We start from the raw sequence: 17,645 nt of genomic DNA on the forward strand, positions 1-17,645 counted from the left end.
GTGGCCGGCCGTGCCATTGCTGGCTGCGGCCGGCCACTCGCCGTGCTGACGGGGTCAGTAGTCGTAGTCGGAGCCGGAGTCGTTCGACTCGCTCTTCGACGGCGGGGCGACCGCCTTCGGCTTGCCCTTGGGCAGGCACTCCAGGTTCTTGCTGCCGTCCGGGTTGGTCACGAACCAGGTGCCACCGACGCCCTGGCCCTTCCACTGGCCGGGCTTCTTGTCACCGATGTAGGTGTAGAGCGGCCAGCCGTCGAGGGTGATCTGGCGGGTGCCGTCCTCCCGGGTGATGGTGCCGACCGCGTCGTCGGATACACCCTTGAGCTTGGGGCTGCCATTGGTCAGGGCCGGCGGCCACACCTCGGCGCACTGACCGTCGCAGTTGGACGACGGCGGGTCGTTGCTGTCGCGGTCGAAGCGGTACAGGATGAATCCGTCCTGGTTGACCACGGCGCTGCCCATCCGGGGGAACTTCTTGCCGGTCAGGCTCTCGGTGAGTTCGACGCCGTCGGGCAGGGGAGCGTCGTCCTCGGCCTCCGCGCCCGGTGACGCCGAGGCGCCCGGCTCCGCGCTGGCCTCGGGGTCGGCGGTCGCGCTGGGGTCGGCCGCGGCGACGGCGACCGGCTCGGCCGCGCCCGCGTCCGCCCCGCCGTAACCCGCGGGAGCGCAGGCCGTAAGTGCGAACATGGCGCCCACGGCGATGACGGTCCGCTTCATCTGTGCCACGTGCCCTCCTCATACTTGACTAGTTCACCGGGAAATACGGGGTGAGCGCTGTCAAGGTTGAATGCGAAAGGGTGGGCAAGTTCACAAGAACCTATTGAACCGTCTGGCCGGTCTGTGCGTGTGAGTCCATATCCCCAGGTCGGCGTCGGCGTGCGCCTGATACGACGATGGCCCGCCTCGGTACCGAGGCGGGCCATCGTGGACGTGGATCAGGCCGTGGGGATGGTCACCAGAGTGTCCGTGTCCCCCCGCGAGTCGATCTCCTGCACCTCGAAGCGCTTGATGTTGTCCAGCTTCGTCGAGGTGGCCGCCGACAGGGCGAGCAACTGCGGGTTGGTGTTGGTGCCGTACCCGCCGTCCGGCACCGACCAAGTGGAGACGACCTCGGTGGAGCCGTCGTTGCGTACCACCACCAGCCGGCAGGTGCGCGGCCCGGGCAACCTGCTGAGGCTGAAGTCCATCTTGGTGCCGAAGTCCTTCGAGATGAGGAAGAACGTCGCCCGTACGCCGGTCGCCGAGTCGGTGACGTCGATCTGGTCGCCCTCCTGCTCGTTGCCACCGACGTTGGGACCGCCGGGGTTGCCGGGGCGGTCGGTCGGTGGGCCGACCGGAGCGGTGGTCGGCCCGGCGATGGGTGATGGGGTGCTGCTGTCGGTCAGGTTGCTGAAGACGACGCCGGTCAGCCCACCGAATACCACGACGGCCGCCGCGGTCGCGAGGACCTGCCGGAACCGGGCCCGCCGACGGTGCGTACGCAGCGCCACGAGTGTCCGATCCAACAGCACCGGATCCGAGTGGGTCTGCTCCAGCGCGGTGATCGACTCCTCGTCGATGTCGGAGAGCAGCCCGACCACCGGCACCATCGTCTCCAACTCGGCGGCGCAGGCCCAGCAGGTCGCGAGGTGTTCCTCGAACCGCTCCATGTCCTGTTCGTCCAGCACGCCGAGCGCGTACGCGGCGACGTCCATGTGGTCAACCCGGCTCATTCCGTCACCCCCCTCTCCTGCAGAGCTGTGCGCAGCGCGCGCAGCGCGTAGTAGACCCGCGACTTCGCGGTGCCCAATGGCAGACCGAGCTCCTCGGCCGCCTCCGGCACCGTGCGGCCCCGGAAGTACGTCGCCACCAGGATTTCCCGGTGCGATTGACTCAACGTCCGCAGCGCGTCCGCCACCGTCATCGTGCGTAGCACCCGGTCGGTGCTGTCGGCCTCGGCGAAGGCGGTCAGGTCCCGGTCGTACGTCTCGGCCGGGCGAGCCTGCTCGCTGCGGTGCTCGTCGATGGCGATTCGTCGCGCCACCGTCACCAGCCAGGGTCGGAGCGACCCCTGGCCCTGCGTGCCCAGCCGATGAGCGTTGCGCCAGGCCCGCAGCAGCGTCTCCTGGACGATGTCCTCGGCGCGTTGCCGGTCGCCGCCGGTCAGCCGCATCACGAACATCAGCAGCGGTCCGGCGTGTTCCGCGTAGAGCGTGCGGACCAACTGGTCGGAATGGGCGGCCTCGGTGGTGGAAGCCTGGTGGCGGCCAGGGGTGGGTCGCGGCGTCACCGGGCTATTCTGGCGAGCCGCCGCCCGAGAGTCGACCCCGCGGGTGGACGTGGTCGGCCGCGACTGGGACCGGGCGGACATCCAGTCCACCCGCACCCGGTCGCCCTGCCAACCGACCGCCAGTGCGTGCATGCAGACCTCCGACGTCCATGGACAGAAAGCCGTCCCCCCACGGGCATGGCTGCTGACTGGTACGGAGGGCGGCACCGAACGGATCAACGTCGGGTGGAAAAAATCCCCGGCGGAGGCGGCGTCGAGTCGACGGCGGCGTCATCGTGCACCACTGCGGCGCCTCCGGTGAAGCGGTCGAGTTCCGCGTCGGCCAGCACCCGACCAGGAAACCAGTCACCGGCGGCGCGGCGAGCCAGCGGGGCAACCGGCGGGTCCTGACGGCCGGCCACGAGCACCAGATTGCCGTAGCGCCGGCCGCGCAACACCGCGGCATCGGCGACCAGACACGCCCGGGGCAGCACCGTCCGCACGGTGGCCACCTGACCCCGGGCGTGGCGCAACGGTGGACCGTCGGCGACGTTGGCGAGGTACCAGCCCGCCGGATTCAGCACCCGGGCCGCGTCGGCGGCGTACTCCGCCGAGGTCAGCCGGGCCGGTGTCCGAGCGCCCGCGAAGACGTCGGCGACCACCACGTCGTAGCTGGCCTCCCGGCACGAGGCGAGCACCGCCCGAGCGTCACCCACGCGGACCTTCAGGCGCGGATCGGCCCGCCACGGCAACGTCCGTCGCACCAGATCGACAAGTGCCTTGTCCACCTCGACCACCCGCTGCGTCGAACCCGGGCGGGTGGCGGCGACATACCGGGGCAGCGTCAGCGCGCCGCCGCCCAGATGCAGCACCCGCAGCGGTGCACCTGCGGGGGCCACCAGATCGATCGCGGCGGCCAGCCGTCGGACGTACTCGAACTCCAGATGCGTCGGGTCGGTCAGGTCCACATGCGACTGCGGTGCGCCGTCGAGCAGCAGCGTCCACGAACCGGGCCGGTCCGGATCCGGCAGCAACTCGGCGACCCCCGTGTCGACCTGCTCGGTGATCCGGTCGGCGTCGCGCCGCCGGCCCATCAGCGACCCGCCCGAGCGGCAGCGTTGCGGGCGGCGCCGGTCAGCGCACGATGCAGCAGCCGCGCGTCGCCCAGCCGGGAGCGCAGCAACCGCTCCAGCCCGGCGATCGGGATCAGGTTCTGCGGGGCCCGAGGGTCCTTGTACGGGCTGGAGGCGAACCGGGGCAGGGTGACCAGCGACAGGTCGGCCAACCGCACCGCCTCGGCGATCTCCAGGTCGGCGGAGCACTCCAACCGCACGATCCCCGCCCACGGCGCACCCGTGGCCACCGGCAGCCGCAGATACCACGACCAGCCGCCCCAGGCGGTGCCGAGCCGGAACACCGGCGAGCGGTGGCCCGGCGCGAGACCGGTGACCACGGCGGTGAGTCGGGCGTCGAGGTACTGGCTGTGCTGGGTCTTGATGTAGCCGAGCGTGCGGGGCAGCTGCCGCCGGTTACGCAACGGCCCGTCCACCACCAGCAGGTCGTCGTCGGTACGCGCGGCCTCCGAGACCTGCACCTCCAGGGCCGTCAACGGCCCCTGCACCGCCGCCGGAAGCTTGGCCAGCTCGCCGGTCCCGCTGACCCGGTGTACGGCGTAGCGCACGTTGCCGGCCACCACGTCGGTGGCCGACGGGCTGGCGGTGAACAGGCCCCGCCCCACCGTGGCACCGGCCAGCTGGGCGGCACCGCGGTCCAGGTCGCACCGCACCACCCCGGCGGCGTACGAGGCGGCCAGCCCGGGAAAGGAACCGCCGTCCTCCTCGGCCGTCCAGATGCTGGCGTCGATCCGGCGTACCCCGTCGACCAGCAGCACCATGTCGGGCGCCCGCACCCCCGGGCGGGGAGCGATCGCCCGCCAGTCCACCACCGGCAGTTCGTGCTCCGCCTCGACCTGGGCGCTGCTCGGTGCGGCCGGACCGGCCGGGGACGCCTCGAACGACGCCCCGTAGCCCGGATCCCAGGCGTCGACGAAAAAGCGGTTCACGACCCCATCACCGGCCGGTCCGTTCCACCCGGGCCGAGCGGGCGTCCTTGTGCACCTCGAAGCGGACCGGGATGCGCTCGGCCAGCGCCGACACATGGGTGACCACGCCGACCATGCGGTCGCCCCGGGCGGCGAGGTTCTCCAGAGTAGCGGCGACGGTGTCGAGGGTGGCCGCGTCGAGAGTGCCGAAACCCTCGTCCAACACGATCGACTCCAGGCTGGCCGCGGTGGTGGACATCCCGGCCAACTGCTCCGACAGCGCCAGCGCCAACGCCAGCGACGCCTGGAACGTCTCACCGCCGGACAACGTCCGCACCCCGCGCCGCAGCCCGGCGTCGTGGTGGTCGACCACGAAGAACTCGCCCTTGTCGTGGACCAGGTCGTACTGGCCGCCGGAGAGCTCCCGCAGGATCCCCGACGCACCGTCGACCAGCAGGTCCAGCGCCTCGGCCAGCAGCCACCGTTCGAAGTTGTTGGCCCGCAGGTGCCCCGCCAGCGCCCGAGCCACCTGCGCCTCGCGGTCGTGCCCGGCCCGCTGCTCCCGCAGTGCCCCGGCCTGCTCGCGTCGTTCGGTCAGCCGGCGCAGGTCAGCCTCGGCCCGCTCCACGGCGACGGTGGCGGCACGTACCGGATCGTCGGGGGCGGGCAGCCCGGCGTCGGCGAAGATGCCGGCGATGCGGTCCGCCGCCGCCCCGGCTGCCGTCTCGGCTTCGACCACGGCAGCGACCAGCCCGGCCCGCTCCGACCGGCGGCGCTGCGCCTGATCCCGCGCCCACTCGGCCAACGTGGCCCAGGCGACGGCGACATCCTCGCGATCGGTGGCCGGCGGCCCGAACCGGGCCACCGCGTCGCGGGAGCCGTCGAACCGTCGCCACGCTCCCCGAAGCCGATCCTGCGCCGCCTCCACCGCGCCCCGGGCCTTGCGGGCCGCGTCCCGGCCGGTGCGGACGGCGGTGGTGGCCGCGTCCAACCCCTGCCGCAGGCCGGCCAACTCCGCCAGCCGCGACCGCAGCGCCTCGACGCTTGCCGCACCCGCGAGTTGTTCGTCCAACTCGGCCAGGCGGGCTCGGAGGCCGTCATGTTCGGTGCGGGCACGCAGCAGCACCCGCTCCAGGTCCCGCGCGGCGGCGTCCCGCGCGGCGACGACCTTTCGGGCCGCCTCGCTCGCCACCCGGGCCGCCTTGCCGGCCGTCACCGCCCTCGTCACCGCCGAGCCGGCGGGAATCGCCGGCACCTGCGCCACCGTCTGCTCGCAGACCGGGCAGGCGTCCCCGCCGGTCAGGTGGGCCCGCAACGCCATCGCCTGGTCGGCGGTCTTCGCCTCCTCGTGCGCCTGGAAGGCCGCCGCCAGCTCCGCTTCGGCGCGCTCGGCCGCCGCCTGCGCTTCGGTCAGCGACCGTACCGCCGCGTCGTGTTCGACGCCGGCCGCCTCCATCCCGGCCCGCACCCGCTCCGCCTGATCGGAGAGCTGCTCCCGGTCGGCGTACGCCCGCAGCAGCATCCGCAAAGCGCTCTCGTCGCCGGCAGCGGTCAACTCGCCGCGCAGCTTCTCCTCACGCTCCTCGGCCAGTGACACCGCAGCCGTCGCCGCGTCGGACTCGGCCCGCGCCTCGGTCACTGCCCGGGCCACCTCGGCGACCCCGTCCGGCGCCCGGACCTCGTCCAGTGCGGCCAGGTCGGCGTCGAGCATGGCCAGCGCCGCATTGGCCTCCCGCACCGTCGTGCGGGCCACCTCCAGCTCCGGTACGGCGGCGGTCACCGCCCCGGCCAGCTCCCGCATCCGGTCGACCTGGCCGGCGGCCTGTTCCAGCGCCTCGTCGTCGATGTCGGTCAACCCGGCGAGCAACTGGTCGACAGCCTCCAGTTTCGCCTCCGCCTGCCCGGCCCGGGCGGTGGCCCGCTGCTGCACCTGCTCGTACACGCCGAGACCGAGCAGGTTGACCAGGATCTGTTGACGGGTGGCCGGGCGGGCGTGCAGGAAGTCGGCGAACTGGCCCTGCGGCAGCACCACGCAACTGGTGAACTGCTCGTACGGCAGGCCGACCGCCGCCAGCACCGCGGCGTCCATTTCCGCCGGTGTGCCGGCCACCACCTCGCCGAGGTCGTCCGGGCTGAGCCCGGTGTCCAGCTTGGTGACGTCGAAACCCTCCGGCATCAGCTGCAGCCCGGCGCCGGCGGTCTTGACGTTGCCCCGACCGTCCCGACGCACCACCCGGGTGGCGACGTATCGGGCACCGCCGGACTCGAAGACCAGCCGGACCCGCGCCTCGGTGGCCGACGGGGCGAGCGCGTTGCCCAGCCCGCGGGTGCCGCCCCACCGGGGCACCGTGCCGTACAGCGCGAAGCAGATCGCGTCGAGCACTGTGGACTTGCCGGAACCGGTCGGCCCGACCAGGGCGAAGAAATCGGCGTCGGTGAAGTCGATGGTGGTGGCGTCGCGGAAGACGGTGAAACCGGCCAGATCCAGCCGCATCGGCCGCATCAGTGATCGACCTCCTCGAGCAGCTCGTCGAAGAGTTCCCGGACGCCCTCGTCGGCATGCCCCCGGTTGTCCAGGTAGTCGGCGAACAACTGCCGGGGTGAGCGGCCGGACCGTTGGGCCACCCGGGTGCCGGTGCCGGGGGCCGGCACCAGCTCCGGGTCGATCCGGATCTCCAGGGCCCGGGGCAGCAACTGCTGCACCTCCTCCCGCAGGCCGGCGCGGGGCTGCTCGCGCACGTACACCCGCAGCCAGCCCTCCGGCGGGGTGATCTCGGCGAGCTGGGCGAGGGTGCCGCGTACGGTGCGCAGCGCGGTCGCCACGGTCACCGGTTCCTCGCGGATCCGTGCCGCCGTCGTCGCGGTGACCTCGACCAGCGTCACCGCCGGGACGTTCTCCTGCTCCCCGAAGTCCACCGCGAGCGGGGCGCCGCTGTAGCGGATCGGACACGGCCCCTGCACCCGCTGGGCACGGTGCAGGTGCCCCAACGCCACGTAGTGCGCGGTGCCGGGGAAGACCGAGGCGGGCACCGCGTACCCCATGATGGTGTGCGCGTCCCGCTCGCCGCCGCCGGTGGCCGCGCCCACCACCGTGAGATGGGCGGTGACCAGGTGCACCCGGTCCGGCTCGTCGAAACCCTCGGTCAGCCGGGCGAGGATGCGGCCCAGATGGTCGGCGTACGTCTGGGTGCTCTCGGCGGCGGTCAGCTCGTACATCTCCACCGCGCGTACCGCGTACCGCTGGGACAGGAACGGCAACGCGGCCAGCCGCCAGCGCTCCCCGGCGGCGGTGGTGCCGTCGATGACGTGCTCGGCCGGGTCCTCCCGTACCCCGCCGCGCAGGGTGATGCCGGCGGCCTCGGCCCACGGGCGCAGCGCGTCCAGCGCCGGCCCGTTGTCGTGGTTGCCGCCGATCGCCACCACGTCCGCGCCGGTACGACGCAGCGCGGTCAACGCCCGGGTGACCAGGCGGGTCGCCTCCGGGGTCGGTGCCGCGGTGTCGTAGAGGTCACCGGCGATGACGACCAGGTCGGGCCGCTCCCGCCGGGCGATTTCGATGACCTCGGCCAGCACCTGCTTGTGCTCCTCGGCCCGTGACTGCCCCTTGAGGACCTTGCCCACGTGCCAGTCGGAGGTGTGCAGGATCTTCATGCTGTCATCCCACCCCGGGGCTAGAAGGGAATGTCGTCGTCGGCGCCGCCGCCCGACCCGACCACCACGAACGGGTCGGCGGACTGGGTGATCGAACGCAGGGTCTGCGACGGCGCGGCTCCCGCCTCGGACACCCGCGTCGCCCAGGCGGGGAACGGGAACTCCAGACAGAGCGGCACCGGAATGTCCGGCTGGTTGACGAACATCGTGCCCGGCTTGGCCAGCAGCGCGCGTTGCCGCTGGGCCGGGGGGAGGAAACCGTACTCCGGGCGGGACGCCTCGGCCGGGTCCAGCCGGCCCACCACCCGGATGGCGGAGTTGGTGACGATGCGTCGCTCCACCTCGCTGGCGGTCTGCTGCGCGCCGATCAGGATCACCCCGAGGGAGCGGCCCCGCTCGGCGATGTCGAGCAGCACCTCCTTGATCGGGGAGGACCCCTCCCGAGGGGCGTACTTGTTCAACTCGTCGAGCACGACGAAGAGCAGCGGCCGGGCGGTGCCGGACTTCTCCTTGCGGTCGAACTCGCTCTTGAGCGTCACACCGACCACGAAGCGCTGCGCCCGATCCGGCAGGTTGTGCAGGTCGACGACGGTGACCTGGGCACTCTCGGAGGTGTTGATGCTGTGCGGGCGGCGGGTGGCCAGGTCGCCGCGAATGAGCCGGGACAGGTCCTTCTTGCTGCCGATCAACCGGCGGGCGAACGCGTTCACCGTGCCCAGACCCACCGCGCTGCCCGCCCAGTCGCCTCGGGTCTCGTCGTCGCTGAGCTGCTCCACGATGTGGTCGACCAGGTCGCCGTAGCTGCCCAGGCGGACCCCGTCGATGCTGACCCCGCCGTCGGCGGGCTGGGCGTACCGGGCCAGGTGGGCGGCGACGGAGTGGACCACCATCGTGTACTGCTGACGTTCGTCGTCGGCGTCGGCGAAGACGTACGGCAGGAGACGGTCGGCGCAGAACTCGGTGAGCGTCCAGTAGAAGCTGTCCACCCCGGTGAGCCGACTGCTCACGTCCGGGGTGCCGGACGAGTCACCGACCCGGGGCGGCGCGTACACCCGCACGTCGGGGAAGGCGTCGGCGACCAGGCCGAGTCGGGCGTACGCGGCCCGGGTCGGATCGTCGAGCCGGGCGTTCGGATGGTCGAGGAAGAGCAGATCCTCGCCCTTCACGTTGAAGATGAGCGCCTTGGCGTTGACCGCGTCGCCGCCGAGCTGACCGGAGCGGAACACCGAGTAGAGAAGGAAGGTGGCGAAGCTGGTCTTGGTGGCGACCCCGGAGATGCCGGAGATCGACACGTGCGCGCCCCGGCTGCCGTCGAGGAAGTCGGCGTTCAGATAGACCGGCACACCGTCCCGGCCGGTGCCCATCGGGATCCGTCGTTCCATCCGGTCGAAGTGCAGCGCGCGGGCCCGGGCATCGCCTTCCGCCCGGTGCACCACGGCACCCGGCTGCGGCGGCACGTAGAACTCGGGATCGACCCGGGTGGTGGTGATCTCGGCGGCCTCCTGCACCTGCGCGGGCAGCGTGCCGTCGGCGATGGCGAAGACGTCGGAGTCGAACTGTGCGCCCTCGTGTCGTGCCCGGACCTGGGTGACCACCCCGGCGATGGTCACCGGCTCGCGGTCGGGCAGCTCCCGCCGGGTCACCACCACGTCATCGAGCTGGAGATAGCTGCCGGGGGAGACCGCCGTCCAGAACTGCAGGGGAGTGGCGTCGGCGGTGCCGAGCACCCGGCCCACCCCCTCGCCCGGGCCGTCGAACCCCTGGTCAGTCATCGGGCAACTCCGCTCGGCTGATCGTCGTGGTCGGCACACACGCCCTGCATCCTGCCGGAGGAGTACGACAGGCCGCCACGCGACGCGGCGCAGACCACGTAACGACACCGCGCCGAACGCGCACGGCGATCGAGTTCTGACGCCGGGTGTGCGCCGGCCAGGGAAATCTTCGGGCAACTCGCGGCGGCGGCCCAACGGGTGTGGCGGGCGGCCGGTCAGTGTCGGGCGTGGCGGAGCAGCAGGGTGCCGTCGTCGGCGAGCAGCACGTGCCGCAGCGGCAGGCCACGCGCCGGACTCGGTTCCCCGGCGGTGATCCGACCGGGCCCGGCCCCGGCGAGCAGGGGAGCGACCGAGAGGCACACCTCGTCGACCAGGTCGGCCGCGGTGAGGGCACCGAAGAGTTGCGGACCGCCCTCGCAGAGCACCTGACCGAGTCCGCGACGGCGCAGTTCGGCCAGCCCGGCGACCAGGTCGACGCGGCCGTCACCGCAGCGGACCAGGTCGGCCACCGCGGACAGGCCGGGGGGTGCCGTAGCGTCCCGGCGAGTGAGCACCACGGGACGTACGGGTGCGTCCGCGAAGGCGGCCTGGGCCGGATCGAGGTTCAGGGTGCCGGAGACCACGACCAGGGTCGGGTACTCGGTCAGCCCGTGCGCGCGTCGCCAGGCCCGGCGACGCTCGTCCAGCCGGATTGCTCCGTAACCCTCGTGGCGCAGCGTGCCAGCGGCCACCAGCAGCGCGTCGCAGAGCATCCGGAGCAGCCCGAAGACCCGCTTGTCCGGCCCGCCGGACAACCCGGCCGAGTAGCCGTCGAGACTGACCGCGCCATCGACACTGGTCACGAAGTTCATCCGTAGGTGCGGTCGGTCCGCGCGGCCGTACCTGGCGATGAGCGTGTCGTCGTCCACCGGCTCGGATGACGGATCCGGCCAGAGGACGGAAATCGCCGCTCCGGCGCTCATTCGCCGGCCGGACCGGTGACAGGAGGGGTGGGTCGAGGGGTACGGTGCTGGCAGTCGCACCAGTTTCGGCCCGGGCAGTCGTCGTGCCGCCGCGCCCGGCACGCTCGGCAGATCATGCTCGCAGCCTATGCCGCGGGAGGATGGGACACCCATGCCGCGTCAGATCTTCCAGCTGAGGATGTCCCTGGCCGGGGTCCGCCCGGCGATCTGGCGCCGGGTGCTGGTACCCGGCGGCTACACCCTGGATCGGGTACACCGGGTGGTGCAGCACGCGATGGGCTGGCGCGACTGTCACCTGCACTCGTTCGAGATCGACGGCGTGCAGTACGGCGAACCCGACCCGGACGGCGAGCTCGCCCTGCACGACGAGCTGGACGTCCGGCTGGACGCGGTGGTCGGCAAGGGCAGCAGGTTCCACTACACGTACGACTTCGGTGACTGGTGGGAGCATGACCTGCTGGTGGAGGACGTGTTCGCCGCCGAAGCTGACGAACGCTATCCGAGTTGCCTGGACGGGGAGCGGGCCTGCCCACCGGAGGACCTCGGCGGGCCGCAGGGTTACCTGGTCCTGCTCGCCGCGCTGGCCGAGTCGAGTCATCCGGAGCATCAGACGATGCGCGAGTGGGTGGGTGCCGGGTTCGACCCGGAGGCTTTTGACCCCGGTCGTGTCGACACGCTGCTGCGGCGTCTCTGCTGACTGCCGTGTCTCTCCGCTGGCCGGCCGGGTGGTCAAGGCCGCAACTCATCAGTACTTCCCGATTGTCTGTTCGGTCAAACGAGCTGCGTGGTAACGATCTGGGATCGCTCCCACTGGACTATTGACACTCCCGACACCTGCCGGCAATCTCATGGGAGCGTTCCCAAGAGGCGTGGATCACATACCCGCTCCTGGGCGTCGACGCTGGCTTATCCAGTCGGCGTCGGCAGGCGCTGCGGCACCCCCCACCACGAATAATCCAGCAGCCTCACCACTGAAAGAGGGGTCAGGATGAGCCTCACCACGCGGCGTTCCCGCATGGCGGCAACCGCCCTGGCGGCGGTCCTCGTCGCCAGCGGTCTCGCGGCCTGCGGCAACGACGACGACGCGCCGGCCGAGGGCGAGAAGCCCGCGAAGCTGGTTGTCGACACCTTTGGCGAGATGGGTTACGACGAACTCGTCAAGCAGTACGAGCAGCAGACCGGCATCAAGGTCGAGCTGCGCAAGACCGCTCAGCTCGGCGAGTACCGGCCCAAGCTGGTCCGTTACCTCGCCACCGGCAAGGGCGCGGCCGACGTGACCGCCCTGGAAGAGGGCATCCTCAACGAGTTCAAGGCCAACCCGCGTAACTGGGCTGACCTGAACCCGCTGGTGTCGTCCGAGATCGCCGACGACTACCTGCCCTGGAAGTGGGAGCTGGGCAAGGCGCCGGACGGTCGGCTGATCGGCCTGCCGACCGACGTCGGTAGCCTCGCGGTCTGCTACCGCAAGGATCTGTTCGAGGCGGCCGGCCTGCCCACCGAGCGGGACGCCGTCGCGGCGCTCTGGCCCGACTGGAACGGCTTCCACCAGACCGGCCAGAAGTACAAGCAGGCCACTGGCAAGGCGTTCGTCGACTCGATCACCGCCGTCTCCAACGGCGTGCTCTTCCAGCAGGGCACCGACCTGTTCTACGACAAGGAAAACAACATCATCGCGGACTCCAGCCCCGGGGTGAAGGCCGCCTGGGACACCGCGACCTCGATGGTCGACATCTCCGCCAAGGCGTCCACCTGGTCGCCGGAGTGGTCCGGTGGCTTCAAGCAGGGCACCTTCGCGACCACCTTCTGCCCGTCCTGGATGCTCGGCATCGTCGCGGACAACTCCGGCGAGGCCAACAAGGGTAAGTGGGACGTCGCGGCCGTGCCGGGCGGCGGCGGTAACTGGGGCGGCTCGTGGCTGGCCGTGCCGGAGCAGAGCAAGTACCAGAAGGAAGCGGCGAAGCTCGCCGAGTTCCTGACCAACGCCACCAGCCAGGTTGAGGCATTCAAGGCCAAGGGCCCGCTGCCCACCAACCTGGAGGCGCTGAAGAACGAGGCCTTCCTCAGCTACACCAACGAGTACTTCAGCAACGCGCCGACCGGCAAGATCTTCGGTGAGAGCGTCGCCCAGATCCAGCCGGTGCACCTGGGCCCGAAGCACCAGGCGGTCAAGGAGAACGCGTTCGAGCCGGCGATGCGGGCGTTTGAGAACGGGCAGGCCAGCAAGGACAAGGCCTGGGAGCAGTTCACGAAGGATGCACAGACTCAGGGTGCCTTCTGAGTGATTCCCCTCCGGTGGCGTTCGGGACTACCCGGACGCCACCGGTCGGTCCCCACCGCGCAGCGTTCTGCGCGAGGGCCCTCGGGCCTCGCTGAAAAAGGAAACCCGTCATGAGCCTTTCGGCCACCACGGCGCCGCCGTCGCCTGCAGCACCACCCCCTGACGCCTCCTCCCGACGCCGCCGGGGATATCTCCTCAACCGCCTGGATCTCAAGTACTCGCCGTACCTCTACATCGCGCCGTTCTTCCTGATCTTCGGGACCTTCGGGCTGTACCCGATGCTGCGCACCGCCTGGATGTCGCTGCACGACTGGGACATGATCGGCGACCACACCTTCATCGGGCTCGACAACTACACCGAGCTGGTCTCCGATGAGTACTTCTGGAACGCGCTGATCAACACGTTCGGCATCTTCGCCCTGTCGACCATCCCGCAGCTGCTGATGGCGCTGTTCCTGGCGAACCTGCTCAACCAGACCCTGCTGCGCGCCAAGACCTTCTTCCGGATGGCCATCTTCGTACCGAACGTGGTCTCGGTGGCTGCGGTCGCGATCGTCTTCGGCATGCTGTTCCAGCGCGACTTCGGCCTGTTCAACTGGCTGCTCAGCCTGGTCGGGGTGGACCAGATCGACTGGCGCGCCCAGGAGTGGAGCTCCTGGACCGCGATCGCCACCATGGTCAACTGGCGGTGGACCGGCTACAACACCCTGATCCTGCTCGCCGGCATGCAGGCCATCCCGAAGGACCTGTACGAGGCGGCCGCGATCGACGGCGCCAGCCAGTGGCGGCAGTTCTGGCAAATTACCCTGCCGATGCTCAAGCCCACCTTCATCTTCGTGGTCATCCTCTCCACGATCGGCGGCATGCAGCTCTTCACCGAGCCACTGCTCTTCGCCAACGGCAGCATCATCGGCGGCAACCAGCGCGAGTACCAGACGCTGGCCATGTACATGTATGAGAAGGGCATCTACAACCTGAGTACCGCAGGTTACGGAGCCGCGGTCGCCTGGGCGATCTTCATGATCATCGTCTTCGTGTCGCTGATCAACTTCGTACTCGTCCGCCGCGCGGCCAAGTGAGGAGAGATCGATGATCTCGGCTTCAAAGCGCCTGTGGCGCACCAGTCCCCTGACCTACATGGCGCTCGTCCTGGCGGCGCTGCTGTCGATCTACCCCTTCTACTACATGGTGGTGATCGGCACCCGCAGCCTGGAGTCGATCAACGACGTGCCGCCGCCGATGACCCCGGGTGGCGCGTTCGGTGACAACTTCGAACGGGTGCTCGACAACGACGCGGCCAACTTCCTCAAGGGCATGATGAACTCGATCATCGTCTCCTCGGTGGTCACCGTGTCGGTGGTGCTCACCGGCTCCCTGGCCGGCTTCGCCTTCGCGAAGCTGCGCTTCCGCGGTCGCAACGTGCTGCTGCTGGCGATCATCGTGACCATGATGATCCCGACCCAGATGGGCCTGATCCCGCTCTGGAGCATGATGCAGTCGCTCGGGTGGTACGACACCCTCTACGCGGTGACCGTGCCGTTCCTGGTCAGCGCCTTCGGCGTGTTCATGATGCGGCAGTACGCCAGCCAGGCGATCTCCGACGAGCTGATCGAGGCGGGTCGCGTCGACGGCGCGAGCACGTTCCGGATCTACTGGAACGTCGTGCTGCCCGCGCTGCGTCCGGCCGCCGGTGTGCTGGGTCTGCTGACCTTCATGGAGACCTGGAACTCGTTCCTCTGGCCGTACGCGATCCTCACCCCGGAGAACCCGACCCTGCAGGTCTCGCTCTCCTTCCTCTCGTACGCCTACTACACGGACTACTCGCAGGTCTTCGCCGCCACGGCGGTCGGCACCCTCCCGCTGGTGCTCGTCTTCATCCTGTTCGGCCGCCAGATCATCGGCGGGATCATGGAAGGTGCAGTCAAGTCGTGAGCAACCCCGCCACCCCGCCCGCTGTCGGCGTCCTCGACGAGCGTGCGCCGCTGACCTTTCCGCCCGGCTTCCTCTGGGGCGCGGCGACCGCCGCGTACCAGATCGAGGGCGCGGCGAACGAGGGCGGTCGGACCGCGTCGATCTGGGACACCTTCAGCCACACCGAGGGTCGGACGGTTGCCGGGCACACCGGCGACGTCGCCTGCGACCACTACCACCGGCTCGGCGACGACGTCCGGCTGATGGCCGAGCTGGGGTTGAAGTCGTACCGTTTCTCGGTGTCCTGGCCCCGGGTGCAGCCCGGCGGGTCGGGTCCGGCGAACGCCGAAGGGCTCGATTTCTACCAGCGGATGGTCGACGAGCTGCTGGCCAACGGGATCGAGCCCTGGCTGACCCTCTACCACTGGGACCTCCCGCAGGAGTTGGAGGACGCCGGCGGCTGGCCGGCCCGGGACACCGCCGCCCGGTTCGCCGACTACGCCCTGCTGATGGCCGACGCGCTGGGTGACCGGGTGAAGTACTGGACGACCCTCAACGAGCCGTGGTGCTCGGCCTTCCTCGGCTACGGCTCCGGGGTGCACGCCCCGGGTCGCTCCGACGGGGCCGACGCGGTCCGTGCCGGACACCACCTGATGCTCGGGCACGGTCTCGCCGTGCAGGCCCTGCGTACGGCGGTGCCGGGAGCGCAGCTCGGGGTGACCGTCAACCTGTACCCGGTCACCCCGGTCAGCGACTCGCCGGGCGACGTCGACGCGGCCCGGCGGATCGACGCGTTGGCCAACCGTTTCTTCCTCGACCCGATCCTGCGTGGCGCGTACCCGGACGACCTGGTCGCCGACCTGGCCAAGGTGACCGACTTCGACCACGTTCACGAGGGTGACCTGGCGGTCATCTCCTCGCCGCTGGACGTGGTGGGGATCAACTACTACAGCCGGCACGTGGTGGCTGCGCCGATCCCCGGCGAGCAGCCGGAGGCCTACTGGCGGGACCAGGCCTGCTGGCCCGGCAGCGAGGACGTCCGGTTCGTCAACCGAGGGGTGCCGGTCACCGACATGGGGTGGGAGATCGACGCTCCCGGTTTGGTGGAGACGCTGCGTCGGGTGCACGAGGAGTACACCGACCTGCCGCTCTACGTGACCGAGAACGGGTCCGCCTTCGTCGACGAGGTGGTCGACGGCCAGGTCGACGACGTCGACCGGCTGGCCTACTTCGACGCCCACCTGCGCGCCTCGCACGAGGCGATCAGCGCGGGCGTCCCCCTGCGTGGATACTTCGCCTGGTCGCTGATGGATAATTTCGAGTGGGCCTGGGGCTACACGAAGCGGTTTGGCATGATCTACGTCGACTATGACAAGCAGACGCGTATCCCCAAGTCCAGTGCCAGGTGGTACGCGGAGGTGATCCGACGCAACGGTCTGGCCGCACAATAGGGCGATGGCCAGCCAGTAACAGGCGGCCCGGCACCGACGCTGGTGAAGGTGCCGGGGCCGCCTGATGTCGGAGGAGCACACGATGACAACGCAGCGCACCCGGTCGCTCGGGCGGCCGACGCTCGACGCGGTCGCCGCCCGCGCCGGAGTCGGCCGTGGCACAGTCTCCCGCGTGGTCAACGGCTCTCCGCAGGTGAGTCCGGAGGCCCGGGCCGCCGTGCAACAGGCCATCGCCGAACTGGGCTACGTACCGAACCGTGCCGCTCGCGCGCTGGTCACCCAGCGGACCGATTCGGTGGCCCTGGTGGTCAGTGAGTCCGGTGAGCGGATCTTTGCCGAGCCGTTCTTCGCCGGCATCGTCCGGGGGATCAGTTCCGCCCTGCTGGAGACGCCATTGCAACTGTGGCTGGCCATGGCGCAGTCGCCGCTGGAGCGGGAACGGGTCGAGCACCATCTGACCAACCAGCACGTCGACGGGGTACTGCTGCTGTCGCTGCACGACGACGATCCGCTGCCCACCCTGTTGGAGGAGCGTGAGTTGCCCACTGTGCTCGGCGGGCGGCCCGCGCGGATGCTGCACCCCGAGGCGCAGCCGGTCTCGTTCGTCGACGTCGACAATGCCGGCGGTGCCCGGCATGCCGTCGAATATCTTGCCGCCCGGGGACGGCGGCGGATCGCCACCATCGCCGGCCCGCAGGACATGGGCGCCGGCCTGGCCCGGTTGTCCGGCTATCGGGACGCGGTCCGCACCGCCGGGTTCGGCGTCGACCCCGACCTGATCGCGTACGGGGACTTCAGCGAGGAGAGCGGGGCGACGGCGATGCGGCAGCTGCTGGAGCGCTGCCCTGACCTGGACGCCGTGTTCGTGGCCGCCGACCTGATGGCCTTCGGTGCCCTGCGGACGCTGCGTGAGGCCGGCTGCCGGGTACCGCAGGACGTGGCCATGGTCGGCTTCGGTGACGAGCCGATCGCCCGGCAGGCTCAGCCACCCCTGACGTCGGTGTTCCAGCCCGTGGAGGAGATGGGCCGGCAGATGGCGCGGCTGCTGGTCGCCCGCATCCGCGGTGACGAGGTTCCCGCACCACACGTCGTCCTGGACACCCAGTTCGTGGAGCGCGCTTCGGCCTGAAGTACGCGCCGCCGTCCGCAGCCCCGCCGCGCTGTGTGACCCCGCCGCGCTGTGTGACTCCGCCGCGCTGTGTGACTCCGCCGCGCTGTGTGACTCCGCCGAGATCGGCTTGCGCGCCGATCTCGGCCCTCGACGGTCGATAACTCTCCGTGCGCTTGACGCTGTGTGACCGTTCGCGAAGGTGCCGACCTACCACCTCCCATCC

The 17,645-nt window shown here is 70.5% G+C and carries 15 protein-coding genes; 6 read left to right on the forward strand and 9 right to left on the reverse strand.

The features are described from left to right. Positions 1–54: 54 nt before the first annotated feature. The 9 genes from Vlu01_RS25980 to Vlu01_RS26020 form a co-directional block, all read right to left on the reverse strand. Positions 55–723 (reverse strand): COG4315 family predicted lipoprotein, encoded by a 669-nt coding sequence (locus tag Vlu01_RS25980; RefSeq protein WP_373307517.1) that lies wholly within the window; start codon positions 721–723, stop codon positions 55–57. 209 nt (positions 724–932) lie between these two features. Beyond that, on the reverse strand, positions 933–1,709 hold the full coding sequence (locus Vlu01_RS25985; protein ID WP_204004399.1) for an anti-sigma factor family protein: 777 nt from the start codon (positions 1,707–1,709) through the stop codon (positions 933–935). Beyond that, positions 1,706–2,398: a sigma-70 family RNA polymerase sigma factor gene (locus Vlu01_RS25990; RefSeq protein WP_204004401.1), complete on the reverse strand. Its 693-nt coding sequence runs from the start codon at positions 2,396–2,398 to the stop codon at positions 1,706–1,708. The genes Vlu01_RS25985 and Vlu01_RS25990 overlap by 4 nt, the downstream gene beginning before the upstream one ends. Positions 2,399–2,481: 83 nt before the next feature. After that, positions 2,482–3,339: a spermidine synthase gene (locus Vlu01_RS25995; protein WP_204004404.1), complete on the reverse strand. Its 858-nt coding sequence runs from the start codon at positions 3,337–3,339 to the stop codon at positions 2,482–2,484. Then, positions 3,339–4,307, reverse strand: a complete 969-nt coding sequence (locus Vlu01_RS26000; RefSeq protein WP_204004407.1) for a hypothetical protein — start codon at positions 4,305–4,307, stop codon at positions 3,339–3,341. Before Vlu01_RS26000 ends, Vlu01_RS25995 begins: the two co-directional genes overlap by 1 nt. Before the next feature lie 7 nt (positions 4,308–4,314). Next, positions 4,315–6,789, reverse strand: coding sequence for an AAA family ATPase (locus tag Vlu01_RS26005; RefSeq protein WP_204004409.1), 2,475 nt, complete (start codon positions 6,787–6,789; stop codon positions 4,315–4,317). Further along, complete coding sequence (locus tag Vlu01_RS26010) at positions 6,789–7,937, reverse strand: exonuclease SbcCD subunit D (protein ID WP_204004412.1); 1,149 nt, start codon at positions 7,935–7,937, stop codon at positions 6,789–6,791. The genes Vlu01_RS26005 and Vlu01_RS26010 overlap by 1 nt, the downstream gene beginning before the upstream one ends. Positions 7,938–7,957: 20 nt before the next feature. Continuing rightward, complete coding sequence (locus tag Vlu01_RS26015) at positions 7,958–9,709, reverse strand: ATP-binding protein (protein ID WP_204004415.1); 1,752 nt, start codon at positions 9,707–9,709, stop codon at positions 7,958–7,960. A gap of 215 nt (positions 9,710–9,924) precedes the next feature. Then, a complete protein-coding gene (locus Vlu01_RS26020) occupies positions 9,925–10,671 on the reverse strand; it encodes a pyrimidine reductase family protein (RefSeq protein ID WP_204004418.1) in 747 nt (248 codons plus the stop codon). A gap of 151 nt (positions 10,672–10,822) precedes the next feature. Here Vlu01_RS26020 and Vlu01_RS26025 point away from each other — a divergent pair, with 151 nt between their 5' ends. The 6 genes from Vlu01_RS26025 to Vlu01_RS26050 all read left to right on the forward strand — a co-directional run bounded on the left by Vlu01_RS26025 (position 10,823) and on the right by Vlu01_RS26050 (position 17,440). Next, positions 10,823–11,368 (forward strand): plasmid pRiA4b ORF-3 family protein, encoded by a 546-nt coding sequence (locus Vlu01_RS26025; RefSeq protein WP_204004421.1) that lies wholly within the window; start codon positions 10,823–10,825, stop codon positions 11,366–11,368. Between the two features lie 291 nt (positions 11,369–11,659). Then, positions 11,660–12,949, forward strand: coding sequence for an ABC transporter substrate-binding protein (locus Vlu01_RS26030; protein ID WP_204004424.1), 1,290 nt, complete (start codon positions 11,660–11,662; stop codon positions 12,947–12,949). Positions 12,950–13,059: 110 nt separating this feature from the next. Next, positions 13,060–14,028 (forward strand): carbohydrate ABC transporter permease, encoded by a 969-nt coding sequence (locus Vlu01_RS26035; RefSeq protein WP_204004427.1) that lies wholly within the window; start codon positions 13,060–13,062, stop codon positions 14,026–14,028. Between the two features lie 10 nt (positions 14,029–14,038). Continuing rightward, positions 14,039–14,881 carry a carbohydrate ABC transporter permease gene (locus tag Vlu01_RS26040; protein ID WP_204004430.1) on the forward strand — a complete coding sequence of 281 codons (843 nt, stop codon included), beginning with the start codon at positions 14,039–14,041 and terminating at the stop codon, positions 14,879–14,881. Next, positions 14,878–16,311 (forward strand): GH1 family beta-glucosidase, encoded by a 1,434-nt coding sequence (locus Vlu01_RS26045; protein ID WP_204004433.1) that lies wholly within the window; start codon positions 14,878–14,880, stop codon positions 16,309–16,311. The genes Vlu01_RS26040 and Vlu01_RS26045 overlap by 4 nt, the downstream gene beginning before the upstream one ends. Positions 16,312–16,393: 82 nt before the next feature. Further along, positions 16,394–17,440 (forward strand): LacI family DNA-binding transcriptional regulator, encoded by a 1,047-nt coding sequence (locus Vlu01_RS26050; RefSeq protein ID WP_204004436.1) that lies wholly within the window; start codon positions 16,394–16,396, stop codon positions 17,438–17,440. Positions 17,441–17,645 lie beyond the last annotated feature (205 nt).

The sequence above is a fragment of the Micromonospora lutea genome (assembly GCF_016863535.1).
GTDB classification, from domain to species: Bacteria; Actinomycetota; Actinomycetes; order Mycobacteriales; family Micromonosporaceae; genus Micromonospora; species Micromonospora lutea.

What these genes read in the sequence shown, in the direction of transcription:
- Vlu01_RS26035 (WP_204004427.1), top strand. Translation starts at nt 13,060, where the DNA reads ATGAGCCTTTCGGCCACCACGGCGCCGCCGTCGCCTGCAGCACCACCC.
- Vlu01_RS26010 (WP_204004412.1), bottom strand. Translation starts at nt 7,937, where the DNA reads ATGAAGATCCTGCACACCTCCGACTGGCACGTGGGCAAGGTCCTCAAG.
- Vlu01_RS26050 (WP_204004436.1), top strand. Translation starts at nt 16,394, where the DNA reads ATGACAACGCAGCGCACCCGGTCGCTCGGGCGGCCGACGCTCGACGCG.
- Vlu01_RS26025 (WP_204004421.1), top strand. Translation starts at nt 10,823, where the DNA reads ATGCCGCGTCAGATCTTCCAGCTGAGGATGTCCCTGGCCGGGGTCCGC.
- Vlu01_RS25985 (WP_204004399.1), bottom strand. Translation starts at nt 1,709, where the DNA reads ATGAGCCGGGTTGACCACATGGACGTCGCCGCGTACGCGCTCGGCGTG.
- Vlu01_RS25995 (WP_204004404.1), bottom strand. Translation starts at nt 3,339, where the DNA reads ATGGGCCGGCGGCGCGACGCCGACCGGATCACCGAGCAGGTCGACACG.
- Vlu01_RS26020 (WP_204004418.1), bottom strand. Translation starts at nt 10,671, where the DNA reads ATGAGCGCCGGAGCGGCGATTTCCGTCCTCTGGCCGGATCCGTCATCC.
- Vlu01_RS26030 (WP_204004424.1), top strand. Translation starts at nt 11,660, where the DNA reads ATGAGCCTCACCACGCGGCGTTCCCGCATGGCGGCAACCGCCCTGGCG.
- Vlu01_RS26015 (WP_204004415.1), bottom strand. Translation starts at nt 9,709, where the DNA reads ATGACTGACCAGGGGTTCGACGGCCCGGGCGAGGGGGTGGGCCGGGTG.
- Vlu01_RS25990 (WP_204004401.1), bottom strand. Translation starts at nt 2,398, where the DNA reads ATGCACGCACTGGCGGTCGGTTGGCAGGGCGACCGGGTGCGGGTGGAC.
- Vlu01_RS26005 (WP_204004409.1), bottom strand. Translation starts at nt 6,789, where the DNA reads ATGCGGCCGATGCGGCTGGATCTGGCCGGTTTCACCGTCTTCCGCGAC.
- Vlu01_RS26040 (WP_204004430.1), top strand. Translation starts at nt 14,039, where the DNA reads ATGATCTCGGCTTCAAAGCGCCTGTGGCGCACCAGTCCCCTGACCTAC.